This window comes from Lactobacillus sp. LL6, assembly GCF_007570935.1.
In the GTDB taxonomy this organism is placed as follows: domain Bacteria; phylum Bacillota; class Bacilli; order Lactobacillales; family Lactobacillaceae; genus Lactobacillus.
On the sequence record NZ_VLLR01000001.1, the window covers coordinates 1,559,673 to 1,584,865 of the forward strand.

Here is a 25,193-nt window from a genome sequence, read left to right on the forward strand (position 1 = left end):
TAGCTTCCTCGAAGAATGTGGGCACCTGATGCCGAGTTTAGAAAATTAAGTCTGACTGCCTGGATAAATCAGTTTTATCACTTAGAAACAGCGAGGTATTGAAGATGGATATTGTTTTTGGAATTGATGTAAGCAGCCGTGAATCCAGTATTTGTATGTTAATGGATGATACCAGGAAAGAGTTTAAGATCTCTAACGATTCATTTGGATTTAAAGAGCTGCTCAAGAATCTTGCAGTATTCTCAAAGCATCCTCAGATCATTTTTGAAGCTACCGGGGTCTATTCAAGAAGACTGCAGAAGTTTCTAGAAGACTATGGCTATGATTACGTGATCCTTAATCCTTTAAAAGCTAAGAAAGAAATGGATCAGGGACTTCGTCATAATAAAACCGACAAAACAGATGCCTATAATTTAGCCAGAATTCAGCTTCAAAACAGACACAAGGCAAATAAACAAGAAGCCGAAGATTATCATAGATTGCGTGCCTTAAGCCGCTCTTATGAAGAATTGACTTCCGACATTGTCAGTGCCAAGAATCGTCTTCACCGTATCTTGCAATTGACTTTCCCTGAAATTGAAACAGTGGTTTCTACACCCAAGAACCGCAATTATTGGGAATTAGTTAAACTATTTCCGCATTGCCAAACGGTCAGAGAGATTGAAGCAGAAGATATTATCAATAAAATCAAGGATTTTAAAGGCTATGGCATCAAACGTGCTCAAAAAATTGCTCAAGGATTAAAAGAACTTGCCAATAAAGCATATCCCGTAGCAGAGCTTGATAGTCCTGAAACCAGCGATGTAATTTACTATGCCCAACGTCTCATCCAGCTTGATCAGGACAGAGATGAGCGGCTTAAGCAAATGGTTGATATATCTAAAAAGCTGCCTAATCGTGATCTAGAAATCCTCACAAGTATCCCTGGCTTCGCCCAGACTACTGCAGTACGTGTTTTGGCAGAGCTCGGAGATATCAGGAGATTCGACAACCCTAACAAGATTGATGCTTTTATTGGAATTGATCCGGGCAGATACCAGTCAGGCCAAATGGATTCCCGCCTTGGTATCACTAAACATGGTAACGCTATTGCACGTAAGATTCTTTATCGGGCAGTTGGTCAAATAGACAATGCTTCAAAGACCAATCCTTGCCATATTGCGGATTACTATGAAAATAAAAAATCTTCTCAAAGCAAAGGCTTCAAGAAGATTGCAATAGCTTCAGTGCATAAGCTAATCCGTACTATTTATGCACTAATCAAAAATGATCAGTTGTATAGTTACGAAGTCGCCAAACAAAATCAAAGACGTAAATCGTAATTAACTGATCAGCTTCATTATACTCTAACTTAGCTTCAAAGAGGTAATTTCTTTGAAGTCTTTTGCAGTACTTTCATAATTGAAATAATTCGCACCATTAAAACAAAGAAATCCAAATATATCAAAATAAGATAATTAAACATCTTGATATACTTGACTTTACGTAGAAAAACAACCTCTACGCGAGGTTGTTTTTCCAAAGTTAATTATTATTCTCAAGTACTCAAAATTAATCCTTATTAGATTCAGTATCGTCAAACACACTAGTAACAGTTCGTTCAATGTATTGAGCAGATTGAGGAGTCTTATATAAATCAACTTCTTCCTTACTAAAGATATTCTCTTGAGAAATGATACTCATTGCATCCCTCACCGCCGCTTCTTCTAAACCCGGCGCTGCATTATTCAAAGTAATACTAGTCTTTTTATTCTTGCTATTTAAAAAAGTCATCTTTAAAGATTTTGTAGTTTCTGTCATTATTATTCTCCTTTTATTTCCTATAATTATTAAACTAACGCTACACCATGTTTCTGAATAAGGACAATTGCATCAAGCGAATCTTTTTGAAGTGAGCTGATGGCTTCACCCACTTTTTTAAGACTTTCTGCTTGAGTATCTTTTTTCACATTTTTATAAATTTTCTTCTTACCATTTTCACCATATTTTTCATTACCAAAAGTAAACTGCACTGATTGTTCTAATAATTCGTAATTCATTTTTAAAACCTACCTTATAATATTGTTTTGGATATATTAGATCTGTAAGTCACCTGCGCGCCTTGATGACTTACACTATTACTAACGAAATTAGCTCAATAAATGTAAACTATTTTTGAAAAAAACTTTACCAATTCGCAAATACTTGTCTGCTATAATATAGAAAAAATAATTCAAGGAGTAATTTTTTATGAAACGATCTACTATCGGAGTCATTATAGGAGCCGTAGCAATTGCCTTTGGAGGCGGTGGAATGGTTGCTACTACTCAAAACATCATCCCAACTTCTTCAAATAAGAAAGCACAATCTAATTCTCAATCTTCTGCTAATTCAGATGAACAATCAGAAGACAAAACTTCTAAACCTGAAGATTCAAATTCAACTTCTTCTACTAATAATACTGATAAGCCAGACGATTCTGATCAACAATCTTCCTCAAGTGATGTAAATTCTAATGATCAATCTTCTAAAACTTCCAGCTCTTCTAGTTCTGCAGAATCTAGTTCTTCTAGTGAAGACCAAGCTGAAGATAATAAGGAAGATACTAATAATTCAGATACTGGCAATGCTGGTAAAGTAAAAGATGGAGCCGGTGCAAAGCAAGATCAATCAGTTGATGGCAAAGAAGTTGACTCTAATACTGTGAGTAGTGATAAACAAGCAGATCAATAAAGCTGGCTATGACTCTAGTTCCTGGAGTCCGCAAGATAGTATTAATTTATATCGTTATGCTTATAAGCATGGTCACAAAAAACCAAGCTCAATTACCAAACAAGATATTGAAAATTACCTAAAAAAGTAGCCATGGTTGCTTTTATCGCAAAAACTCGGTAAAATTACTATTGACTTTTTAGTATTTTCTATTGCTTAAAGGAGTACCTACGTTGACTGAAGAAAAAAAGACTAATCAAAATATCGAAGAAACTGAAGAAAACGATGACTTAAAGGTCGTAATGCCTGAAGCTAACCGCGTTGTTATGGAACCAGAAGTGTTTAAGGAACAACCTGATTATTTGAAGGTTTTTGCTAATTTCTACATTGCTCATTTCGACGGACGCGACTTAGAAATTATGAACTTATATGACACTGACCACAACATTGTTGATATTAACAATTACTTGCGCAACAATATTCACTTCCCACGCAAGACTTTGGTTAAGCATGTTCTTCAATGGCATGATTACAACTTCAATAACTTACTTGACCAAATGAAGAAAACAGAAGATATTGATCCAGAATCAATGGTTACTTACGAAGATTGGGATAAGTGGTACGAAAAGCGTCGTAGCGAAATCCAAAACGCACTTTCATAATTATTTTTTAAATACCTTTGCTCATTTTTAGGGTAAAGGTATTTTTGTATATATTAATATAATTTCATACTTGAAAGTTAAGCCAAAATAGTTGAAAATAGATATGTTTTATAAAAGAGATGCTTCTTGCATCTTTTTTTACTAAATATCTATTTTCGTTAAGGAAGTACTAACATGACACAGAATACACGTAAAAAGATGTCGGCGGCAGGATTATTAATCGCCATCGGAATCGTCTACGGTGACATTGGGACAAGTCCTTTATATGTTATGAAGTCGATTGTTGCAGGTAACGGCGGAATCGCCAATGTTAACCGCGACTTTATTGTCGGTTCCATTTCACTTGTCTTATGGACTGTTACTCTACTCACCACTTTGCAAACTGTGATTATCGCTCTTCGTGCTACTAACCATGGAGAAGGCGGAATCTTTGCTTTGTATGCATTAATTAGGAAACGTGCTAAATGGCTCGTATTACCTGCTCTAATTGGTGGAGCCGCAATCCTTGCTGATGGTACCTTGACACCTGCAGTTACGGTTACAACTGCTATTGAAGGGCTCAAGGGAATGGAGTTTGGTTCAGGAAACATTCCGGTCAACACACAGGAAATGGTAATCATTATTACCGTGGTCATTCTTTTATTCTTATTTGGAATTCAAAGAATGGGTACTAGCATTATTGGTAAAGCCTTTGGTCCTATTATGTTTGTCTGGTTTACATTTTTAGGTATCATTGGTTTGATGAATATGAGCAACGACTGGTCAATCATCCAAGCCATTAATCCTTATTACGCAATCAAGCTTTTATTCAGTCCATATAATAAAGCAGGAATCTTCATTTTAGGTTCTATCTTCTTGGCAACTACTGGTGCCGAGGCACTTTATTCTGACGTAGGTCACGTTGGTAAGAATAATATTGTGGGTTCTTGGCCTTACGTATTTGTTTGTTTATCTCTTAATTACTTTGGTCAAGGGGTATGGATTTTACAAAATCCTGGCTACCACACTACTGGGGACTTTAACCCATTTTATGAAACTATCCCAGCAAACATTAGATTAGCTGCAATTGTATTAGCAACAATTGCAGCAGTTATTGCTTCACAAGCTTTAATCACTGGATCATTTACACTTGTTGCAGAAGCTAGTGGACTTAAGTTCTTACCTAGAATGAATATTCTTTATCCATCAAATGAAAAAGGACAAATTTATATTCCTTCTGTTAACAAAATGCTTTGTGCAGCAACAATTGCCTTAGTTCTTTACTTTAGAACGTCCGCCCACATGGAAGCAGCGTATGGTTTGTCAATTACCATTTCAATGTTAATGACAACTATTATGCTTTATGAATGGTTAAGAAAAGAAAAAATTCCAATGATTTGGGATTTGCTATTCTTAATATTCTTCGGAGCACTTAACATCATGTTTATGCTTTCAAGTTTGAGCAAGTTCACTCATGGTGGTTATGTATCATTAGTCATTACTGGGTTTATCTTGATGATTATGTATGTTTGGTTCTATGGTAATAAGATTCGTGATAAACGTGAATCTCGCAACGCTTACGTTCGTCTTGATGAATATACAAGTATGCTAACTAATTTAAGTCATGATGAAGATTATCCAACTTATGCTACTAACTTGGTATACATGGCAAAAGTTAAATACAATAAGTTTATTAAGCGAGAAATTCTTTATTCAATTTTAGATAAACGTCCCAAACGCGCCAAAGCATATTGGTTTGTAACAGTTAATGTTACTAATGAACCTTTTACTGCCGAATATGCAGTTAACACTTATGGCACCAAGAACGTAATTAATATTCAGCTTTATCTAGGATTCAAGAAGCAAACTAGTGTGAATGTGTATATTCGTCAAATTGTTCATGACTTAATTGCTGATGGTACAATTGAACCACAACCACAAGAATATACAACTACACCTGGACGAGATGTTGGAGACTTCTCATTTGTTATTGTTAATGATGTAATTAGTCCTCAAACTCAACTTGTAGGTTATGAAAAATGGTTAGTTGAAGCACGTGTATGGCTTCAAAACTTGTCTTCTAATCCAGCTTCATGGTTTGGCTTAGAGTATGCAGATACAGTTGTAGAACGCGTACCACTTATTTTGGGACGACCAAATCCATCTTACATTAAGCGAGTTGCTCCTAAAGACTTTTCAAACATGAAGAAAAATAAATAATTATTCAAAATAAAAACACCTCATAACGGTAATCGATACCATTTATGAGGTGTTTTTTTGCTCTTATTTCCTAGGAAATAATTTTTAAACAAAAAGAGCGAATCCAAATGGATTCGCTCTTAACTCAAGGCACATATACATGTGAGGACAGTTCCTGTTCACATCAGGCTTATCCAACATCAGCACTTCCCGTGCTTGCCATTTAAGGTAGATGTCCTCTATCTCAAAAATTTTACGCATCTCGCGTTTGTTTTCTCGACTCGTCACTTGTTATTATAGCCTATTATGACGCTTTCTGTAAAATCTTTTGCTTCTATAAAACATTTCAATAAACATTGTAGAAAGCAGTATCCCAAGCGCAATGGCACAAGTTACGATTCCCACACGCAAAATTGCCGTTTCTGCTTCCATAGTTTGTCCATTTACCAAAGCTCTTACAGCTTGATAAGCTGGAACACCTGGAACTAAGGGAACTAAAGCGGGAATATTAAAAACTGTAACAGGGCATTTTTTTATCCTGGCAAACATTAGTCCTAAAATTCCAATTATAAAAGCTCCCATCAAATTAGATAACATCCTCCCCATTCCAGCACGGGCCGCTACCCAATATACCATCCAACCAATCACGCCACTAATTCCTGATAAATTTAATGCGCGATGAGGAACATTAATGGTTAAAGCAAATCCAACAGAAGCAATATAAGAAAAAGCGATGTTAATAATTACTTCTAACCAAAGCTGCATACTTTAAACTCCTAAAAACTTAATAACAATACCCACTCCGCCTCCAAGAGCTAGCGCAGTTAAAGTTGCTTCAAAAAGACGCACAATTCCAGATAATAAATCACCCATAAATAAATCTCTTAAAGCATTCGTAAAAGCTAAGCCCGGAACAAGAGTCATTAGCGCACCGATTAAGATATTATCAACAACCATCTCGGGAAAAAAATGCGCAATTCCAATTGCAATCACACTCATCACCATTGCAGCAACCAATTCTGATAAAAAGCGCACTCTGGTAAATCGCTTAAAAAAGACATACGCTAAATATCCAAGCGCACCCACGATTGCGGCAGCCGGAAAGTCAACCCAATCATAGTCATCCATAAATAAAACCAGCAAAGTCGCACTAAGAGCAGCTGCACCCATAACTTGAAGCCATAACGGAAAAGTTGGTAACTCAGTTTGAAGGGCTAAGACTCTTGACTTTAAATCTTTTAAACTAATTTTTTTTGCCGCAAATTTTCTAGAGAGTGCATTAACTCTATCTACAAGCTCCAAATTTATATTACGGTCACGGATTTGCTTCATTTGAGATAATTTCCCACCATCCAAACTCATAAAAACACAAGTTGGAGTCGCAAATACTCGTGGATCCATAATCCCTGCATTTCGAGCGATGCGCAGCATTGTATCTTCAACTCGGTACATTTCACTGCCGCCTTCAATCATTAATCTACCTGCTGTTAAGCAAATATCAAGCACTTCTTGATAAAACTCTGCATTTTTTGTTTCAGCCATTATTTTACCTACTAATTTAATTTTTCTAAATCGATTGTTTTATCAATCCAATCTCCACGGAAAAAATCACGCTCGTGACTTACAATAATCACTCCTCCTGGAAAATTAACAATGGCCTTTCTCAAGACATCTTTTGTGTCATTATCCAAGTGATTAGTTGGTTCATCCAAGAATAAAAGATTGGCTGGTTCAAATTGCATCTTAGCAAGTTTAACTTTTTCTTGTTCGCCCCCAGATAATTCTTTTAATGGACTCATAGCTTGTTGGGCTGTTAATCCCATCTTAGCTAAAGCTTGTCTTAATTCCTTAGGCTTCTTTCTTTCAAACTCTTCTTGCAAATATTGCAAAGGAGTCATATTACCATTTGGCCAAGCGAGATCTTGCTTAAAATAAGCCAGCTTAGCAGTAACAGACAATTCATAGTTACCATAAATTGGTTTTAATTTTCCAAGTAATGTTTTAAGCAAGGTGGTTTTTCCGATTCCATTAAATCCAGTTATCGCAACTTTTTCATTGCCACCTACAGAAAAATTAAATGCTGTCTTAACTAAGGCCTTATCATAACCAATAACTAGGTCTTGGGTTTGAAGCAATAAATTAGATGCTGTAGCTACATATGGAAAGTCAAACTTTGCTCGATGATTATTCTTGGGCGGAGTCAAAACATCCATTCTATCTAATTGTTTTTGACGAGATTTTGCACTTTTGGCACGAGTACCAGCCTTATTCTTACGAATATAGGCTTCAGTTTTAGCAATTTTGCGCTGCTGGTTAGCATAAGCTTTAAGATAAGTCTCGCGGTTAGCAGCTTTTTGACGCATAGCTTGCTTTAAAGTTCCGGTATAGCGTGTAATAGTGCCAAAATCAATATCAATAATACAATTAGTGATCTGACCTAAGAAATCGTAATCATGACTTACAACTATGTAGACCCCTTCAAAATTATTCAAATATTCAACTAGCCAATCAATATGACTTACATCTAGGTAGTTAGTTGGCTCGTCCAATACTAAAACATCTGGGCTTTGCAACAAAAGCTTAGCCAAAATTATTTTTGAACGTTGACCACCAGAAAGTTTAGATACATCATGATCAAACCCCAATTCTGCAAGTCCTAGACCAGAAGCAACACGTTCAATTTCAGTATCTAAATCATAGAAGTTATTTTCTTCAAGATATGTTTGAACCTTTCCTGCTTTTTCTAATAATTGGTCATCCCCTTGCTCAGCATAGTCTGCATAAAGCTGATTTAATTCTTTTTCTTTTTTATATAAATTATCAAAAGCAGTTCGCAAAAAACCGCGAATCGTTACACCTGGGGCAAGTTTTGCATATTGGTCTAAATACCCAACACTAACTTTATTTTGCCACTTTACTTGTCCTTCATCAGGTAAAATTTCTCCAGTCAAAATCTTAATAAGAGTAGATTTACCTACTCCATTTTGACCAGTTACACCCATATGATCTTCTTTGTTTAATACAAAGTTAGCATTTTCATATAAAGTCTTATCAATAAAACTTTGACTTAAATCTTTTACAGTTAATAAACTCATTTTTTAACTTCCTAATTACCTTCCTCACGCTTTTTTTCATAGTTTTGCAATTCATTTAAAATCCTAGGCCAATAACGTTTTGGCAAAATTAATTGCAACTTATCATGATAAATTGGAAAATCACTAGCCCTTAATCCGGTAATTTTAGCTAATTCTTGATCAGTCAATTTATATTTATAAACAATTCGCTTAATTTCCATACTTGCATGTCCGCGAAACCAAGATATAACAAAGAATATTAAGGCTAAAATTCCCGCTAGCAAAATTGATATTTGCAAGTTAAGATTAAAACTACGAATACAAATAAAAAATACTGCAATATACGCAATGATTGCAGAAATTATGCCATAAATTATGGGAAAGATCTTTTCTTTTTTCATGATTTTCCTCCTGAAACTGAAACACTTATCTACCATCTTAACTTGCATTTATAAAATATAAAAGTCAAAAATAGACAACAATAATCAAAAAATAAAATTGTTGTCTATTTTTTATATTTTTAAGTTAAATTTTACCGATAAAAGTCAAATCTTCCAACAGCTAAAGTTTCTTTCAAACCACCAGTCTCCATCAAAGATTTATCAATGATAATTTTCTTCAATACACTTGCTAAATAACCTTTATAAGACATTCCAAGTGCCTTTCCTACCGCTTGATCCTCACCTACAGTTGCTACTTCACCTAATGACTTATAAGTATAAGCGGTTGGACGAGAATGCCCTAAAACTCTAGCTGCAATATCTTTAGCGGTGTAATTAGCCATTGAAAGAGCCATTTGACCAGTGTTTGGATATGGCCACTTTTTACCAGGAACCATAACGCTTGAAGAATCTCCTAATACATAAATATCATCACTTTCAGGAGCTGTTAAATGTTCACCAACCATTACACGATTTCGACGATTCTTAAAACCAGAAGCTTCAATAACTGGACTGCCACCAAAACCCATCAGCCAAATAATGGTACCTGCTTTAAATTCTTTTGGATCGTCTTCTTTTTTATCATCTGCCATTTTATAGTAGACACTATCCGCAGTAACTTTTTGAATATAAGCAGGATATAAAACATTGATGTTTCTCTTATTCATTACATTTAGTTCATATTTTACTAACTTATCACTAAACATTGGCAATAAGCGAGGAGACCCATCAAACATTTGAATCTTGATTTGACTTGGATCAACACCAGCAAGTTTAGCGTAGCGTGGACGAGCTTCAGAAATAGCTCCAGAAACTTCAACAGCTTGAAATCCTGCTCCACAAATTATAATGTTTAAATCTTTTGGATCTTGTTTTTGTTTATAACGCTTCATTTGCATTTCAATATGCTTATCAATTGCTTGGGCAGTTGGAACATTATACATTGGCAAGCCATTTTCTTTGGCTCCCTCAATTCCAAGACTATCTTGAGTAAACCCTAACCCCACAACACAGTAATCATAGTCAATTGGAGCAGAATTCTTCAATTCTACTTTTTTATTGTTAATGTCAATCTTAGTCACTTCATCAACTACTAATTCAGTAACAGCTGGATCAAGTACATCACTTAATTCATAAGACATCCCTGTATATGGACCATTACCTGAAGCAACTTCATAAAGTCGCATGGCTTCATAGTGATATGGTACATCATTAACTAAAACAATTTTAGCTTCACCTTTTATTTTCTTTTGAAGAGCTACTACTGTCTTTAAGCCTGCGTATCCAGCTCCTAAAACTACTATTTTTTTCATGATTATCCTCCTATCATTTTAAATTTATCAATAAACCAATAAAGTAAGTCAGCAAATAAGTCATCGAACCAATTAAGAGCGTTTTAACTGCTGCAATAAAGGTCTGAGTCTTCACTTGTTTACTAATTAATATCTTGTTCTGACGCCAGACGAACGGTACAATAATAATTGTTAACCACACAAACTTTGGTGCTAGTCCAAGAAATGGCAGTAATATAATGACTAAAAATGCTAAAACATTTTTAAGGCTGAAAAATACTAATCCAGCATTTTTGCCAATAAAATGAATGATAGTCTTACGATGATTATCTTCATCTTCTTGAGCATCGCATAAGTTATTAGCAAGCATCAAATTAGAAATCCATAATTCATCAGCTAGGGCTACCAAGAATATTTTGCCAATTGTATCAAAATTCCAAATAAATACTTGATAGGTATTTAAATACACACTAAGCAAAACAATCATAAAACCCATTGTAAATCCGGAAAATAGTTCTCCCAATGGCAGATTAGAAATTGGATAGGGACCAGATGAATACAAAAACCCAATCGCAAAACAAAAAATTCCCATCCATAATACTGGTAATCCTGCCTTTACAACGAGCCAGAGCCCCATTAAAGCTGATAAAATGCTAAAACCAATTATTAGTCCTAAAACAAGATTAGGAGAAATGTTTTCCCGACCAATAATATTAGTATTTTGTTGATAATCTTTGCTATCAGCATGATAGTAATCATTATAGTTGTCTAACATATCAACAACCATATTGAACAAAAACATGGCAACAAAAAATACCAGAGAAACACTCCAATTTAAATGCTTAAAATAATAGACGCTAAAACACATCCCTAATAAAAAGGGCGCAACACTTGCAGTTTTAGCTTTAATTTCAACTAGTTCTAAAAATACACTTAGTGACACTCACGTCACATCCTTCCAAAGTAAATTAATTATCTTCAATTTAATTATGTATCATAAGGGAAACTTTTCAAATGAATAATAAAGAATATCGTAAATATCCATTAATTGCTAAAGAACTCGACTTAGTTAACGACTGTATTAATCAAACAATCCAGACTAAACATCGCTCTCTTCAAGAGGCTCTGCTTACAATGGCTAATAATGGAGGTAAATATCTTCGACCAAGCCTTTTAATTTTATCTACTAAAGCCACCGAAGGAAAAATCACTGACAAAATTATCAAACTTGCTTCCGCAATTGAAATTTTACATATGGCTACTTTGATTCATGATGATATCATTGATGATTCAAATAAGCGTAGAGGCGCTATCAGTATTCAAGCTCAGTTTGGCAAAGATACTGCAGTTTATGCTGGAGATTTACTTTTTACCAACTTTTTTGACCTTATGCTTCAAACTACCAATGAGCATGAATATTTAGTAGAAAATGCCACAACTATGCGTGCTATTTTAAATGGCGAACTCGGTCAAATGAATGAACGTTTTAACAATAAACAAAAGATAGATGATTATATCAATAATGTTAAAGGTAAAACGGCTGCTCTTTTTAAATTAGCTACTAAAGAAGGAGCATATTTTGGTGGTCAAAATCAATTTGCTCAAATAATGGCAAATTTTGGAGAAAACTTAGGTGTTGCTTTTCAAATCATAGATGATATTTTAGATTACACCGGCAGTCAAAAGATGAATAAGCCTGTGTTGGAAGATTTAACTACTGGGGTATACTCATTACCATTATTGTTTGCTCTTCAAGATGAGGATCTTCATCAAGAACTTACATCAATTTTGAATAAAAAATATCAAATGACTAAAATCGATATCGAACATATTCAAAGAATAATTTTAAATTCAAACGCCATTAATCAAAGTCGTAGTTTAGCACAAAGCTACTCTCTAGCAGCTATAGATAACTTGACCCAACTCCCTCAAAATTCAGCTACCAAACTATTAACCAAAATGACTAAAGAAATGCTTAGTCGTAAAATGTAGTCTCAAATTCCCTGATCGGCCTTTTTTAATTGACGATAGCGACTACTTATCTGCCATAGTTCTTGCGGACTACCTTGCATTTCAATTTTTCCATTTTCTATAAAAATTACCTGATCCATCTTATCAATTCCTTGTAGATGATGCGTTATCCAAATTAAAGTTTTTCCTTTGAGTTCTTTCATAAAAGTATCAATAACCGCTTGCTCAGTAATTGGATCTAAGCCAACTGTTGGTTCATCTAATAAGACAATTGGTGTATCTTTAAGTAAAATCCTCGCTAACGCTAATCTGTGCCGTTCTCCACCTGAAAAACGCAATCCCGCCTCATCTACTTCTGTATCAAGACCGTCTGGTAAATTATCTACCATTTTATCTAAACCAACCCGGCGCAATACTTGCCAAAGTTCAGTATCTGTAGCTTCTTCATTTCCTAAACGTAAATTGTTGGCAATTGTAGTATTAAAGAGGTAAGGAGTTTGGTTAATAACACTAAAATAATCAGAAATACTATCGCCAAACTCACTCACTTCAATTCCATTTAAGGTAATTGAACCTACTTGCGGAATAAAATCTCCTCTCAAAAGTGAAGCTAAAGTAGATTTTCCCGCACCACTTTTACCTAAAATAGCAATTTTTTCTTTTGGCTTAATGTTTAGACTAATTCCATTTAAAACCGCTTGTTGAGTCTTAGGATAAGTATAATGAACATTTTTTAAATCAATTTCATATGGCGCAGAAATATTTATTTCATGCGTTTTTTCTTTTTTAGGAATTGGTAAATCATTTAAACGGTCTAATGAATCTTTATATATATCTGTTTCTTGAGCAGCCACAGGAAGTTGAGCAAACGCGTCAACCATTGGAAAAACTGCTAAAACAAATGCTGCAATCCAATTAGTAGCCGGCGTTTTTGCTCCACCGAATTTTTGCCATCCCCAAATAATCAAACTTAAAATAATTAACAAAAATAGCATCTGAAATAGAAAATCGCGTATCCGACCAAATTTATTCATTTTTTGACGAACTTCACGCAATTTTTGGGCATTAGTTTTATGTAAGCTTAAATATTCTTGCCCACGTCCTGAAAGTACCCAATCAGTAACTCCCATAACATCATCAGTTAAATCAGTATAAAGTTTATCTTGTAGATTTTTTTCATAAGCTTGTCGTGCACCATTTACTATAATTGTCCAAATAGGAATTGCAAAAATCATTAATCCAAATACTATCAGCATCCAAATTCCCATCAAAGGAGACAAGATTCCTAAAGCAATTACTATAATTGCATAGAGTCCCCAAGCAACCATCATTGGAAAAATTGATCGTAAATAAAGATTTTGGATATGACTAATGTCATCTGATAATAATCCTAAAATATCACCAAGTTGATATTTACTATTAAAAATAACTGCATCTTGTTCGAGTGAATCATAAAGTTTTTGACGTAATTTGGAAGTCATTTTAAAAACCCAATTATGACTAACTAAACGTTCAAAATATCTTACAGTTGGTCTAGCAATTCCAAAAGCTCTAGTTAAAACAATAGGGACATATATCAATAAAATATTTTCTGGCATCGTAGCACTTTTACTTATTAAAAAGCCAGCACAAAACATCAATCCAGCACCACAAACATAGGTTAAAATTCCTAATAAGATAGCCCAAAATAGTGTTACTCGATAACGTTTAAGAAATGGTTTGATCCAGCGATCTTGTTTTAAAGCTCTAAAAATTGGAAGTTTATTCAACATCTTCGCCGCCTCTCATTTCTTTTGTTAATTGTGCAAAATAACCTTTCTCTTTAACTAAATCATCAAACTTGCCCTGTTCTACTAACTCGCCATGATTCATTACAAGAATATAATCCATTTGCTTAAGCCAGTGCAAGCGGTGTGTAGCAAACAAAACTAACCGATTTTCCATTAATGGCAACATCTGCTTTTTCAAATCAACTTCAGTTTCAATATCTAAGTGAGCTGTTGGCTCATCAAAAATTAGGACTTTTCGTTTTTGATCTAAAAATGCACGTGCGAGTGCGATTCTTTGCGCTTGTCCACCAGACAAGACTCTTTTACCCTGGCCGATTACCGTATCTAACCCTTCAGGTAAATCTCTGAGTAAATCATCAAGTCCTACTGCATGAATAGCCTGCTTAATTTCATTATCAGTTGCCGTTGGCGCATAAAAAGCAATGTTTTGACGCAAGGTTTGAGTAAAAACATAAGGATTTTGCGGAATATAAATTAATTGCTTATGCCAATCTGGAATATTTAGAGTTACAGAAGTTTGATTTTGAATATTGATTTTTCCACTAGTCGGTGTCAAAAAACCACTCAATAAATTTATCAAGGTACTTTTACCTGAACCACTCATTCCAATAATTCCAATTTTTTCATAACCATGTATTTTTAAAGAAACCGGTCCAATTTCTGCACCTTTTGGATAATTAAAAAGCAAATTTTCTACTTCTAAATCATCATCATCTTGCCACTCATGAAGCTGAGCTTGAGTTTCAAGTTCAGGTTTTTCATCAAGTAATTCACAAATTTTATGATAAGCATTCTTCCCATTTAAAGTAGCGTGAAAATCTCCAGCAAAATTTCTAATTGGCAAGAAATATTCTGGAGCTAAAATCAAAATCCCTAAAGCTGGAAACAAGCTTACTTTTCCGTTCAAAAGTCCAAACCCTAAATACACTGCTACTACCGCAATTGAAAGAGTTGTAAAAAAATCAAGTGCAAACGTTGAAAGCATTGCCACACGTAAAACAGCCATCGTTTTTTTACGAAAGTTCTCACTTAAACTAAAGATACTCTTAGAATAACGTTTGCTTAATCCAAGATATTTCAAAGTATCTATTCCACGCAATGAATCAATAAAATTATTTGATAAAACTTGAAAATTACCAAACTGTTTAATTGCTTTTTCTTGTGCCGCATATCCTAAAATAATCATAAATAAAACAATCAAAGGATACATGACCAATAAAATCAAAGCAGATTGCCAATTCAAAAACAGCATAGCAATAAATACAAAGACTGGCACAATCATCATTGTTAAGACTTTGCTAAAGGTAAGCTTGATATATTGTCTAACTTCATCAATTCCATCTAGCGTCATCGTGATAAGGCTACCTGTACCTTGTTTTTGCACAAGCAAACGTCCTTCTTGAAAAATTTTATTTAGGAGTTCTTCTCTTAAATTCTCTACCACGGAACTAGAATAATGATCTAGGATCTTATCACGAAGCCAATTAATTAACTGCCTCATAATAAAACACCCTGCAAAAGCGATTAACAATGTTATATCTAAATTTTTTCCAGCCCAAAGTATCGTCAATACTGCACTAAGCGCATATGCCTGTCCTATTATGAAAAAAGCTTGCAGAACTTCAAGCACTGCAAGTTTTTTTACAATCGAGCTAGCACCAGCAAGCTTAAAAAGCTGTCGATCTATCATTTACTAACCTCGCCAATTCTTGGCATTTCAATTCGCTTACGGAAAATCCAATAAGCCCAAATAGTATATGCCAAAATACATGGTACTAATATTACTGTTGCAATCGTCATCACAACTAAAGTGTAATTAGATGATGATGCACTTTGAATCATTAAGTTAAATTTACTACTAATTGATGAAATCATTACTCTTGGGAATAATCCACAAAAGATAAGTGCTACTAATGATACCAAAGTTAAACCGCTAAAGGTAAAGGCTGCACCTTGAGCATTTCTGAAAGTTGAAACATGAGCAGCCACTGAAAAACCAACTATTAATGCTAAGCAAATCCAAGTAAGAATTGGATGAACTCTTAAAAAGTCAGTTTGGAAAATCAAAAGTAGAGCAAAGATAACTTCACCAACATAAAGTACCCAATATAAAGCTTGAGCATAATTTTGCGCACGTGCACTCATCACACCTTTAGTTTTTAAAGTAATGTAATTAAGTCCGTGAAGATATGTTAATAGCGTTAATGCAATTCCACCTACAATTGAAAACCAATTAAAGTAATCAAAGAATTGTGCTGACATATTTCCTGCAGCATCAATCGGCATTCCTTTAATCATTGAAATAAACATTATCCCAAGGAAAAACGGTGCCATAAAGCTACCAAGTGCAAGCATTTTATCCCAGAAAGGTTTTCTATAGTTTGGACTTTGTTTACGAAATTCAAATGAAACTCCGCGAATAATAAGTCCTACCAAAATCAATAGTAAAATTAAATAATATCCTGAAAATAAGGTTGCATACCAATATGGGAAAGATGCAAACATTGCACCCCCAGCAGTAATTAACCAAACTTCATTTCCATCCCAAACAGGACCAATTGTCTCAATAATTTGAGAACGTTCTCTTTCATTATGAGCAAGCGTTACAACTGCCATTCCTACTCCATAATCAAAGCCATCCAGGAAGAAGAAGCCAGAGAATAAAACGCCGATTAATATGAACCATAAAATTTGAAGAAACGACATTTAAAAGGCCCCCTTTGCAAATGGATCAGTATTTTTACTATCTTCTGCCATCCACAACTCTTCTGGATCATTATGCAAGTAGCGAACGATTAAAGCGATTAAAATAATTGCTAAACTCAAGAACAAGCAGAAATATACAATGTTCGAGGTGAGCAGGGATGCTACAGAAACATTTGGTGATACACTTTGTGCTGTTGTAAAAATCCCATAAACAGTCCAAGGCTGACGACCAAGTTCTGTAATAAGCCAACCACATGTATTCATAATAAATGGTGCAAAAGTCAAAATTGCAATAACCCATAAACACCAACGATGCTTGTATAAACTTTCATGACCTTTTCTAGTCATAATAAGTCCGACAATTGAAACTAAAGCAAGCAATGTACCAAAGCCGGCCATAAATCTAAATGACCAAAATAGTGTATTCACTGGAACATAATAGTCCATTTTTTGACCAGCAATCTTAGTACCATATTGCTTCTTCATCTCTTTATTAATTTCTTCCATACCTTTAACTGACCCAGTTGTCTTATGGTAAGAAAGGATACTTAACATATCAGGAATATCAATATTTCCCTTTACTTCATGAGTTTTAGGATCAACAAACGCAATCACACTCCATGGTGCACGCTTACCGGTAGTTTTCATTACAGCTTCAGTAGCTGCAAATTTCATTGGTTGTTCATGAACTAAGTATCTCATCTGAAGATCACCCATTGTAATGGCTCCAAGAGAAAAGATAAGCATCAATATTAAACCTAGACGCATTGTCTTTTTATAAATTGTTTTATTGATTTCTGACAATTTGCGTTTTTTAAGTAATTGAAATGCTGCAAGTCCACAAAAGATAGTTGCTCCTGTTAAAAGAGCCCCCATAATTACGTGTCCATATTCAAACATCAATTGTTTATTTGTAAGAAGTGCTCCAAAGTTAACCATTACAGCACGACCATTTTTAATAGTAAAACCTACTGGGTGCTGCATAAATGAGTTCGCAGTTAAAATCCAAAGAGCTGATGTCATTGTCCCAAATACTACCATCCAAATAAAGAAGAGGTGTAGACCTTTACCAACTTTATTCCAAGTAAAGACCCATAACCCAATAAAAGTAGATTCAATAAAGAATGATAATAATGCTTCAAAAGCAAGCGGAGCTCCAAAAATATCTCCCATAAACCTTGAATAGTCTGACCAGTTCATCCCAAATTGAAATTCCTGAATAAGACCAGTAACAACTCCCACAGCAAAACTTAAAAGAAAAATATTTCCCCAAAATTTTGCCATTTTTTTGTACAGGCTATTGCCTGTATTTACATACATCGACTCCATGATGGCAACCACAAAAACTGTACCTATAGAAAACGGTACAAAAAAGAAGTGGAATACAGTTGTCATAGCAAATTGGAATCGCGCTAAACTAACAATATTCATTGTTTACGCCTCCATCTAAACTAACAGGATATTACTCCTTTCATAGATAGCATTTATTCTTTATCTTAAGTGTATATCTATATAATAAAACTTTCAAGCGCTCAGTAATGCGCTTACACAGCTGTTATTTTTTAAATTTTGTGAACACTTACATCTTTTATTGTACCATTCTTATTAAAAGAAAATATTTTTTTAGTAATTTATTCCATATGTAATTTTATTAAAAACTAAAAAAAGCATTCCTGCTAGAATGCTTTATTTTAAGTTTTTAAATATATCCCAATTAGAATTATTTTTACTGCTTGACGCCGAAGAAGTTGAGGAGGACTGTCTTTCCCCTGTGAAAGAGGAAGATGAATCTCCAGATTTACCAGTTTCAGGAGTATCAGAATCTTCATTGAAAATTTGATAATTAGTAAAGGCATTAGGATTAGTCCAGTCAATCTTGTTTCGTTGCTCATTCAGCTCATTTTGACGCGTTTCTTCGTTGTTTAAAGTTTCTTTTTCTAAGTTTAAATTGCTCCTAATTTTATCAGATGTCTTTTGAAGCTCTTTAGTTGAAGCTACTTGAATAGAAGCTCCATTAATCCATGCATCGTGGCCTTGAATATAACCACTATCTAAATTTTTCATACAACCACGATAATTCATTGCTAAGGCAAACATATCATTAAATGTAAGATTAGTTTTGACATATTTATTAAAGATTGTCACAAGTTCGCGATAATTTGAAATAGTATTAACGCTCATCGCCTTTTGGGCTACAGCTTCAATCACTTGACGCTGACGTAATTGTCTACCATAATCACCACGCGGATCTTCTTTTCTCATTCTGACATAAGCTACTGCATGCCGACCATTTAAATGTTGCTTACCTTTGTGGAAATCACACCAATCATAACTAAATGAAAATGGTACTTGAACGTCCACGCCACCTACAGCATTTACTAAACTCTTTAAAGCCTTCATATTAACTTCTAAGTAGTAATTAATTGGAACATTCAGCATAGTTGAAACAGTCTTCATAGCAGCCTTACTGCCACCTACTTCATATGCGGAATTAACACGGAACATAAAATATTTATTTCCAGGTTCTCCCAATACATCAACTAAAGTATCTCGCGGAATAGAAGTCATTGTCGCTTTATTTTTAGCAGGATTGGCAGTTGCTAAAATCATGGTATCGGAATTACCTTGTTCATGACGTCCTTCAATTCCTTGGTCAACTCCAAGTACTAAAACTGAAATTGGCTGTTTAGCAGCAATTTTTCCACTGGTTGCAGTCTTACTTCCGCTAGCACTATCAATTGCATTATGCACTGTAAAATACATATGAGCTCCCCATGCAACTCCACAAGACGCCATAAATAAAGCAATTACACCAATTAAGCGAGCAAATGTATTTCCTTTTTTGTATGTATTTTCTTTAGCTGCAAAAGCTCGATTACGGTGGAGATTTAATGATGAATGATTTTTGCGATAATTTTCTCTTTGACTCGAATTAGGATCCATACTTTACATCTTTTCCCTTCAAAAGTTGTTTAAGTTCATTTGTATCACTTTTCAATTGACAAAAAAACCTCATTGTCAATATTTTAATAATAACTTATTTTTTGCTATTTGACTTATACAGATTTAAGATAATAGATATTCAAAAAAGAAAGGAACCATAATAAAATGGCATTACCAACTAGAAACGAAGTTCCAGAAGAACTCAAATGGGATTTAAGCCGTATTTTCAAAACTGATGCAGATTGGGAAAAAGCTTATAAATCTGCTAAGTCTGATATTCAAAAGTTATCTAATTTAAAGAATGATTTTACTAATTCTGCTCAAAATCTCTATAACGGAATTAAAGAAGTACTTGCAGTTAAACAAGTCGTTGAAAAAATATTTGTTTACGCAACCATGTCTAGTGATGTAGATACTTCAAATTCGCACTACTTAGCCTACGTTAGCCAAGCACAAAGTTTAGCCAATAGTTTTGAAGCTACTACTTCTTTTCTCAATCCAGCAATTTTAGCAATTTCTCAACAAAAACTTGCTTCTTATTTTGAATCTGAACCCCGATTACATGAATTTGATCATTTTATTGACCAAATATTAAAAAAACGTCCCTATACTTTACCAGCTGACCAAGAAAAACTTGTCGCAAATGCCATGGATGCTCTAAGTATTTCCGAAAACACCTTTAACGTTCTTACAAATTCTGATATGGAATACGGTTATGTCCAGGATGAAGACGGTGAAATGGTACAGTTATCCGACGGTCTTTACTCCTTACTTATCCAATCCCAAGACAGAAAAATAAGAAAAAATGCTTTTGATGTTTTGTATGCTAGCTACGGTCAATTTGAAAATTCACTAGCATCTACTCTTTCTGGCGTTGTAAAAAAACATAACTACTACTCCTCAGTTCATCATTATAATAGCGCTCGAGATGCTTCATTAAATTCAAATGGTGTGCCTACTGTTGTTTACGATACCTTATTAAAAGAAGTAAATAAGCATTTAAATCTTCTTCATCGTTATGTTTCATTACGCAAAAAAATACTTGGACTTAAAGATTTGCAAATGTGGGATATGTATGTGCCTTTAACAGGACAGCCACTACTTGAAGTTAAGTTTGATGATGCAAAAAAGATGGCCAAAGAAGCGTTAGCTCCTCTTGGAGAAGATTATTTAAGCCATGTAGATTATATTTTCAACAATCGAATAATAGACAGTGTAGAAAGCCAAAATAAAGTTACTGGAGCATATTCTGGCGGCTCTTATGATACAGACCCTTATGAACTTTTAAACTGGGAAAACACCCTAGATTCACTTTATACTTTAGTACATGAAACAGGTCACTCAGTTCATTCATGGTACACTCGTAACACTCAGCCGTATGTTTACGGAGATTATCCAATTTTTGTAGCAGAAATTGCTTCAACAACTAACGAAAATATCCTTACTGAGTATTTCTTAAATAATATTCAAGAACCTCAAGCAAGAGCCTTTATTTTAAATCATTATCTTGATTCCTTTAAGGGAACTCTTTTCAGACAAGCACAATTTGCGGAGTTTGAACAATTTATCCATGAAGCAGATGCCAAAGGAGAGCCTTTGACTGCTGATGTGCTAGATGACTTTTATGGAAAATTAAATCAACGTTATTATGGCGACAGTGTAACACCTGGTGGCGATATCGCTAAAGAATGGTCCCGAATTCCTCATTTTTATTACAACTTTTATGTTTATCAATATGCCACTGGGTTTGCGGCAGCAACCGCTCTTAGCAATAAAATTGTAAATGGCAGTCAAAAAGACCTCGATGCTTATATTAGTTTCTTAAAATCTGGTTCAAGTGATTATCCAGTAGAAATTATGAAAAAAGCTGGCGTTGATATGACTAAGCCTGATTATTTAGAAGATGCTTTCAATACTTTTGAAAAGCGCCTTGATGAATTTGAAAACTTAATTGAGAAAATCTAATTTTATGCCCCGGGAAATAATTCTCGAGGCTTTTTTGTACCTTATTAACTAAATCGGGTTACAGTTAAGGTGATAAAGTCTTAAAAAGGAAGGAGTTTTTATGATGGCTGAAACAACTGACAAAGCATTATTAAGGACTGGATATAATGTTCACGTTGAATTTGAGAAGATGATTGCTGAAATTGAGAAAAACCAAAAACAGTGGGCTGAAATCATTGAAAAGCATTTTGATAAATGCCAATATTTGATTAAAAATTATCATAAGGTCGCTTTTGAAATAACTACTGACACTAAGCAATACGGATTTCCTAATTATCTCAAAGACTCCAGCCCAGAAGCATTAGAAGTAATGGATAACTTTAACGAAGAAATCCTCAATTATGATAAGTTTTTAGATGATGTTCACCATCCCCAAAATTTTATTGCTTTAATTCATCAAGTTAATAAAACCAATGATTTACTAAGAAAACTAAAAAATCAGACATAATAGATAGGTTTAGATAAAATTATTTAAATTTTTTTGGAATTTATGCAGATTTTATTTGACTACTTAGCCAACTACAGATATAACATATTAAGGAAAGTAATTTCTCACATCAAAAAACCGTTCCTGCGTTAGGAACGGTTTATTTTTTGATAAAAATCATCTAATGTTCAGATGCACCACTAGTTGCATCTGCTTGTGAACCAGTTTTGATTTGATTTTCACTAGTTTTTGGATATGGTTTCATTCTATCAAAAGAAGTATTTGAATCTAGATTATCTGCAGAATAACGGAATTGATCAATCTTGGCATGCTTGACATCATCAATTGTTTTACAGCCTGTTAACTGCATATCAATTTTAAGTTCTTTGTTAAGTTGATTAATTGCACTCTCAACACCCTTTGCACCACCTAAAGCTAGTGCATAAAGATATGGTCGACCAAACCCGACGATATCTGCACCAAGTGCCAAAGCTTTAAAAACATGTGAGCCACGACGAACTCCCCCATCAAATACGATAGGAACTCGATGATTTACTGCTTTAGCAATACTTGGTAATACATCAATAGTTGCTGGTGCTCCATCAACTTCACGACCACCATGATTTGTTACATAAATACCATCTGCACCTGCACCAATGGCTTTAAAAGCATCTTCAGCACATTCAACACCTTTTACAATAACCGGTAGACCGGTTGCTTCCTTAATTCGGCGAACATCTTCTGGACCAATCTTTTGAGCACTAGATGCATACATTTGAGCCACACTTTGTCCTTTTCCTTTTGCTCCCATATATTCTTGGAAGAAAGCTAGAGGAACTGGATAAGTAAAATGAGTTCTAATATTTGCTTCACGATATCCTGATACCAATGCATCAACCGTTAAAAAGATACCCTTATAACCAGCTTTTTTAATTTCATCAAAGACCATTTCATTGAATTTCCAATCTTTACTTAAATATAATTGGAAAAATCGTGGAGCATTTGGAGCCGCTTTTGCAATATCTGCTACACTCTTATTGGCATAAGTACTTGATGAAAAAAGTGCTCCTGCAGCAGCTGCGCCTTTTTGAGTAGCAACTTCTGCATCCATATGAGCAATTCCATGACAAGCGATTGGAGAAATCATTACTGGAGTTTTCAATTTCATTCCCATAAACTCAGTATCCGTTACAGGATCTTGCATATCAGTTAATGCTCGTGGAACAATTTGATAATGGTTAAAAGCAGCTGTGTTATTGCGCCAAGTCCATTCATTTTCTGCACCTGAAGCAATATAGTAATATGCACCTTCCGGCATAACTTTTTTAACATCTTGCTCTAATTGATCCAAGTTGACCATATGTAAATATTGATTGCGATCACTTTGTGGAAAACCTTCATAATAATGTGTCATACAATTTTCCTCCCTTTTTTATATAAAATGCCTGTTTCATTTTCATTATACTAGTAATCGCTTACAAAAGTTAATAATAAGTATCTCTTTAAAGTTAAAAAAGCAGATTGGAAAACCAATCTGCTTAAAAATTAAAGTTTGTGTTTAATTATATGTACAAAATATGCCGTTAGATAAATAACTACTTCAATTAGTGAAATAAAGAAAGTTACCGGCCAATTAGTCACAAAGCCTAAATATAGACCGACCCATACACCAAATAAAGCAATTCCAACTGACCAAGCTATCATTGCTGGGATTGTTTTTCCAATATAACGAGCAGTTGATGATGGTAAAGTTAATAAAATAAATACCAATAATGAACCTACAATTTGTGAACCAATTGAAACTGACATTGCCAAAGCTACTAAAAATACAACTCCAATAATACCAGTTTTAATTCCGTGAGCTAAAGCTCCAATATGATCAAAAGAATCAAAGTTCAGCTGATTTTGAACAATAAATATTAATAACAAAACAATAATAGACAAAATTACCAGCTGAATTACGCCATGTTTATCAACACCAATAATACTACCAAATAAGATGCTTGTAGCATAGCGACTATTAGAATTAGAAATCGCTAAAAATAAGACCCCTAATCCAATAAACAGAGCAGAAATTGCACTTATTGAACTTTCTTTTTGATCACTATGCATAGAAAGTTCTCCAACCCCAATTGATCCTAACAATGTAAAAAAGAGCATTCCCCATAAAGGAGCCATATTTAAAAATACCGCAAAAGCTGCCCCAGCAAAACCAATTTCAGATAAAGTATGAGCTAAAAAACTGAAGTTTCTTGCTACAACATACACTCCAACTACCCCACACGTAATAGCAATAAAAGTACTTGCTAAGAAGGCATAACGCATAAATTCAAATTGAAACATTATTCGTAATCCCCCTCAAATTCACTCATTTTTCCTTGTCTAATACTACCATGATTCAAATATAGATAGTCTTTCATATATTTACGAGCAAGAGGAACATCGTGTGTTACAAATAATACTGTAATATTATGTTCTTGATTTAAGTGCTGAATCAAATTCATCAATTCCTCTTTAGCAGAAGGATCCAAACTTGCAGTTGCCTCATCTAAAATTATCATATTAGGATTATCAAGAAGAGCCTGAGCTAGATATGCACGCTGCTTTTGACCACCAGAAGCCTCACCCATACGAGTGTTTTGAATGCTCAATAAATTAGTTTCTTCCAGCTGCTGATTAATTCTAGCTCTAATTTTTCTTGTTTTGAAAAGAGGCGCATTTAAACCTACAAATGCCTTAATTGATAATGGGTATTCTGCATCAATATTCCTAAATTGTGGTACATAACCAAGTCTAATTCCATTTTCAAATTTAAAACTACCACTAGTAGGAATTAATAATTTCATTAAAATATTGATTAATGTAGTTTTACCTGTACCATTTGGTCCAAGAAGAGCTGTCATTGATCCCTTTTTTAATTTGAAATTCAAATCCTTAAAAACTGTCTTAGCATCAAATCTCATTGTAAAGTCTTTTACTTCTAAGACATCTTTCACATTAAATCACCTTTTTTCT

General features: G+C 34.3%; 23 protein-coding genes. 7 read left to right on the plus strand and 16 right to left on the minus strand.

The features are described 5' to 3' along the window. The first annotated feature begins 104 nt into the window (after window positions 1-104). Window positions 105-1,322: an IS110 family transposase gene (locus FOD82_RS07480; protein ID WP_144355721.1), complete on the plus strand. Its 1,218-nt coding sequence runs from the start codon at window positions 105-107 to the stop codon at window positions 1,320-1,322. Between the two features lie 229 nt (window positions 1,323-1,551). Here FOD82_RS07480 and FOD82_RS07485 read toward each other — a convergent pair whose 3' ends face one another. Next, window positions 1,552-1,800 carry a DUF2922 domain-containing protein gene (locus FOD82_RS07485; protein ID WP_144355810.1) on the minus strand — a complete coding sequence of 83 codons (249 nt, stop codon included), beginning with the start codon at window positions 1,798-1,800 and terminating at the stop codon, window positions 1,552-1,554. Window positions 1,801-1,829: 29 nt separating this feature from the next. After that, window positions 1,830-2,039: a DUF1659 domain-containing protein gene (locus FOD82_RS07490; RefSeq protein ID WP_144355811.1), complete on the minus strand. Its 210-nt coding sequence runs from the start codon at window positions 2,037-2,039 to the stop codon at window positions 1,830-1,832. Window positions 2,040-2,229: 190 nt separating this feature from the next. Between FOD82_RS07490 and FOD82_RS07495 the strand changes: the two genes are divergently transcribed. From FOD82_RS07495 to FOD82_RS07505, 3 genes are all read left to right on the plus strand, one after another. Beyond that, window positions 2,230-2,712, plus strand: a complete 483-nt coding sequence (locus FOD82_RS07495) for a hypothetical protein (protein ID WP_144355812.1) — start codon at window positions 2,230-2,232, stop codon at window positions 2,710-2,712. Window positions 2,713-2,924: 212 nt separating this feature from the next. Continuing rightward, window positions 2,925-3,353 (plus strand): hypothetical protein, encoded by a 429-nt coding sequence (locus FOD82_RS07500; protein WP_144355813.1) that lies wholly within the window; start codon window positions 2,925-2,927, stop codon window positions 3,351-3,353. 174 nt (window positions 3,354-3,527) lie between these two features. After that, window positions 3,528-5,552 (plus strand): KUP/HAK/KT family potassium transporter, encoded by a 2,025-nt coding sequence (locus FOD82_RS07505; RefSeq protein WP_144355814.1) that lies wholly within the window; start codon window positions 3,528-3,530, stop codon window positions 5,550-5,552. A 273-nt stretch (window positions 5,553-5,825) separates the two neighbouring features. On the opposite strand, the gene FOD82_RS07510 is transcribed toward FOD82_RS07505, so the two are convergent. From FOD82_RS07510 to FOD82_RS07535, 6 genes are all read right to left on the minus strand, one after another. Then, entirely contained in the window at window positions 5,826-6,296 is a 471-nt protein-coding gene (locus tag FOD82_RS07510; protein ID WP_144355815.1) for a threonine/serine exporter family protein, read from the minus strand. Between the two features lie 3 nt (window positions 6,297-6,299). Then, complete coding sequence (locus FOD82_RS07515) at window positions 6,300-7,073, minus strand: threonine/serine exporter family protein (RefSeq protein WP_144355816.1); 774 nt, start codon at window positions 7,071-7,073, stop codon at window positions 6,300-6,302. An 11-nt stretch (window positions 7,074-7,084) separates the two neighbouring features. Then, entirely contained in the window at window positions 7,085-8,626 is a 1,542-nt protein-coding gene (locus tag FOD82_RS07520) for an ABC-F family ATP-binding cassette domain-containing protein (protein ID WP_144355817.1), read from the minus strand. An 11-nt stretch (window positions 8,627-8,637) separates the two neighbouring features. Next, on the minus strand, window positions 8,638-9,009 hold the full coding sequence (locus FOD82_RS07525; protein ID WP_144356034.1) for a hypothetical protein: 372 nt from the start codon (window positions 9,007-9,009) through the stop codon (window positions 8,638-8,640). 128 nt (window positions 9,010-9,137) lie between these two features. Beyond that, window positions 9,138-10,358, minus strand: coding sequence for an NAD(P)/FAD-dependent oxidoreductase (locus FOD82_RS07530; protein WP_144355818.1), 1,221 nt, complete (start codon window positions 10,356-10,358; stop codon window positions 9,138-9,140). Window positions 10,359-10,371: 13 nt separating this feature from the next. Continuing rightward, complete coding sequence (locus FOD82_RS07535) at window positions 10,372-11,280, minus strand: prenyltransferase (protein ID WP_144355819.1); 909 nt, start codon at window positions 11,278-11,280, stop codon at window positions 10,372-10,374. A 71-nt stretch (window positions 11,281-11,351) separates the two neighbouring features. Here FOD82_RS07535 and FOD82_RS07540 point away from each other — a divergent pair, with 71 nt between their 5' ends. Then, window positions 11,352-12,329 carry a polyprenyl synthetase family protein gene (locus FOD82_RS07540; protein ID WP_144355820.1) on the plus strand — a complete coding sequence of 326 codons (978 nt, stop codon included), beginning with the start codon at window positions 11,352-11,354 and terminating at the stop codon, window positions 12,327-12,329. Between the two features lie 2 nt (window positions 12,330-12,331). On the opposite strand, the gene cydC is transcribed toward FOD82_RS07540, so the two are convergent. The 5 genes from cydC to FOD82_RS07565 form a co-directional block, all read right to left on the minus strand. Beyond that, entirely contained in the window at window positions 12,332-14,080 is a 1,749-nt protein-coding gene (gene cydC / locus FOD82_RS07545; protein WP_144355821.1) for a thiol reductant ABC exporter subunit CydC, read from the minus strand. After that, entirely contained in the window at window positions 14,070-15,788 is a 1,719-nt protein-coding gene (gene cydD, locus FOD82_RS07550; protein ID WP_144355822.1) for a thiol reductant ABC exporter subunit CydD, read from the minus strand. The genes cydC and cydD overlap by 11 nt, the downstream gene beginning before the upstream one ends. Beyond that, window positions 15,785-16,804, minus strand: coding sequence for a cytochrome d ubiquinol oxidase subunit II (cydB, locus tag FOD82_RS07555; RefSeq protein ID WP_144355823.1), 1,020 nt, complete (start codon window positions 16,802-16,804; stop codon window positions 15,785-15,787). The genes cydD and cydB overlap by 4 nt, the downstream gene beginning before the upstream one ends. Continuing rightward, window positions 16,805-18,235 carry a cytochrome ubiquinol oxidase subunit I gene (locus FOD82_RS07560; RefSeq protein ID WP_144355824.1) on the minus strand — a complete coding sequence of 477 codons (1,431 nt, stop codon included), beginning with the start codon at window positions 18,233-18,235 and terminating at the stop codon, window positions 16,805-16,807. Window positions 18,236-18,490: 255 nt separating this feature from the next. Next, complete coding sequence (locus tag FOD82_RS07565) at window positions 18,491-19,747, minus strand: LCP family protein (RefSeq protein WP_144355825.1); 1,257 nt, start codon at window positions 19,745-19,747, stop codon at window positions 18,491-18,493. Between the two features lie 165 nt (window positions 19,748-19,912). Between FOD82_RS07565 and pepF the strand changes: the two genes are divergently transcribed. After that, a complete protein-coding gene (gene pepF, locus FOD82_RS07570; RefSeq protein WP_144355826.1) occupies window positions 19,913-21,712 on the plus strand; it encodes an oligoendopeptidase F in 1,800 nt (599 codons plus the stop codon). A 100-nt stretch (window positions 21,713-21,812) separates the two neighbouring features. Continuing rightward, window positions 21,813-22,199 carry a hypothetical protein gene (locus FOD82_RS07575; RefSeq protein ID WP_144355827.1) on the plus strand — a complete coding sequence of 129 codons (387 nt, stop codon included), beginning with the start codon at window positions 21,813-21,815 and terminating at the stop codon, window positions 22,197-22,199. A 160-nt stretch (window positions 22,200-22,359) separates the two neighbouring features. On the opposite strand, the gene FOD82_RS07580 is transcribed toward FOD82_RS07575, so the two are convergent. From FOD82_RS07580 to FOD82_RS07590, 3 genes are all read right to left on the minus strand, one after another. After that, a complete protein-coding gene (locus FOD82_RS07580) occupies window positions 22,360-23,592 on the minus strand; it encodes a lactate oxidase (protein ID WP_144355828.1) in 1,233 nt (410 codons plus the stop codon). A 131-nt stretch (window positions 23,593-23,723) separates the two neighbouring features. Beyond that, on the minus strand, window positions 23,724-24,521 hold the full coding sequence (locus FOD82_RS07585; RefSeq protein ID WP_144355829.1) for a metal ABC transporter permease: 798 nt from the start codon (window positions 24,519-24,521) through the stop codon (window positions 23,724-23,726). Continuing rightward, complete coding sequence (locus FOD82_RS07590) at window positions 24,521-25,141, minus strand: ATP-binding cassette domain-containing protein (protein ID WP_144356035.1); 621 nt, start codon at window positions 25,139-25,141, stop codon at window positions 24,521-24,523. Before FOD82_RS07590 ends, FOD82_RS07585 begins: the two co-directional genes overlap by 1 nt. Between the last annotated feature and the right edge of the window lie 52 nt (window positions 25,142-25,193).

Coding starts and splice junctions, on each gene's coding strand:
- FOD82_RS07480 (WP_144355721.1), top strand. CDS start 105: ATGGATATTGTTTTTGGAATTGATGTAAGCAGCCGTGAATCCAGTATT.
- FOD82_RS07485 (WP_144355810.1), bottom strand. CDS start 1,800: ATGACAGAAACTACAAAATCTTTAAAGATGACTTTTTTAAATAGCAAG.
- FOD82_RS07490 (WP_144355811.1), bottom strand. CDS start 2,039: ATGAATTACGAATTATTAGAACAATCAGTGCAGTTTACTTTTGGTAAT.
- FOD82_RS07495 (WP_144355812.1), top strand. CDS start 2,230: ATGAAACGATCTACTATCGGAGTCATTATAGGAGCCGTAGCAATTGCC.
- FOD82_RS07505 (WP_144355814.1), top strand. CDS start 3,528: ATGACACAGAATACACGTAAAAAGATGTCGGCGGCAGGATTATTAATC.
- FOD82_RS07510 (WP_144355815.1), bottom strand. CDS start 6,296: ATGCAGCTTTGGTTAGAAGTAATTATTAACATCGCTTTTTCTTATATT.
- FOD82_RS07515 (WP_144355816.1), bottom strand. CDS start 7,073: ATGGCTGAAACAAAAAATGCAGAGTTTTATCAAGAAGTGCTTGATATT.
- FOD82_RS07520 (WP_144355817.1), bottom strand. CDS start 8,626: ATGAGTTTATTAACTGTAAAAGATTTAAGTCAAAGTTTTATTGATAAG.
- FOD82_RS07530 (WP_144355818.1), bottom strand. CDS start 10,358: ATGAAAAAAATAGTAGTTTTAGGAGCTGGATACGCAGGCTTAAAGACA.
- FOD82_RS07540 (WP_144355820.1), top strand. CDS start 11,352: ATGAATAATAAAGAATATCGTAAATATCCATTAATTGCTAAAGAACTC.
- cydC (WP_144355821.1), bottom strand. CDS start 14,080: ATGTTGAATAAACTTCCAATTTTTAGAGCTTTAAAACAAGATCGCTGG.
- cydD (WP_144355822.1), bottom strand. CDS start 15,788: ATGATAGATCGACAGCTTTTTAAGCTTGCTGGTGCTAGCTCGATTGTA.
- cydB (WP_144355823.1), bottom strand. CDS start 16,804: ATGTCGTTTCTTCAAATTTTATGGTTCATATTAATCGGCGTTTTATTC.
- FOD82_RS07560 (WP_144355824.1), bottom strand. CDS start 18,235: ATGAATATTGTTAGTTTAGCGCGATTCCAATTTGCTATGACAACTGTA.
- FOD82_RS07565 (WP_144355825.1), bottom strand. CDS start 19,747: ATGGATCCTAATTCGAGTCAAAGAGAAAATTATCGCAAAAATCATTCA.
- pepF (WP_144355826.1), top strand. CDS start 19,913: ATGGCATTACCAACTAGAAACGAAGTTCCAGAAGAACTCAAATGGGAT.
- FOD82_RS07575 (WP_144355827.1), top strand. CDS start 21,813: ATGATGGCTGAAACAACTGACAAAGCATTATTAAGGACTGGATATAAT.
- FOD82_RS07580 (WP_144355828.1), bottom strand. CDS start 23,592: ATGACACATTATTATGAAGGTTTTCCACAAAGTGATCGCAATCAATAT.
- FOD82_RS07585 (WP_144355829.1), bottom strand. CDS start 24,521: ATGTTTCAATTTGAATTTATGCGTTATGCCTTCTTAGCAAGTACTTTT.
- FOD82_RS07590 (WP_144356035.1), bottom strand. CDS start 25,141: ATGAGATTTGATGCTAAGACAGTTTTTAAGGATTTGAATTTCAAATTA.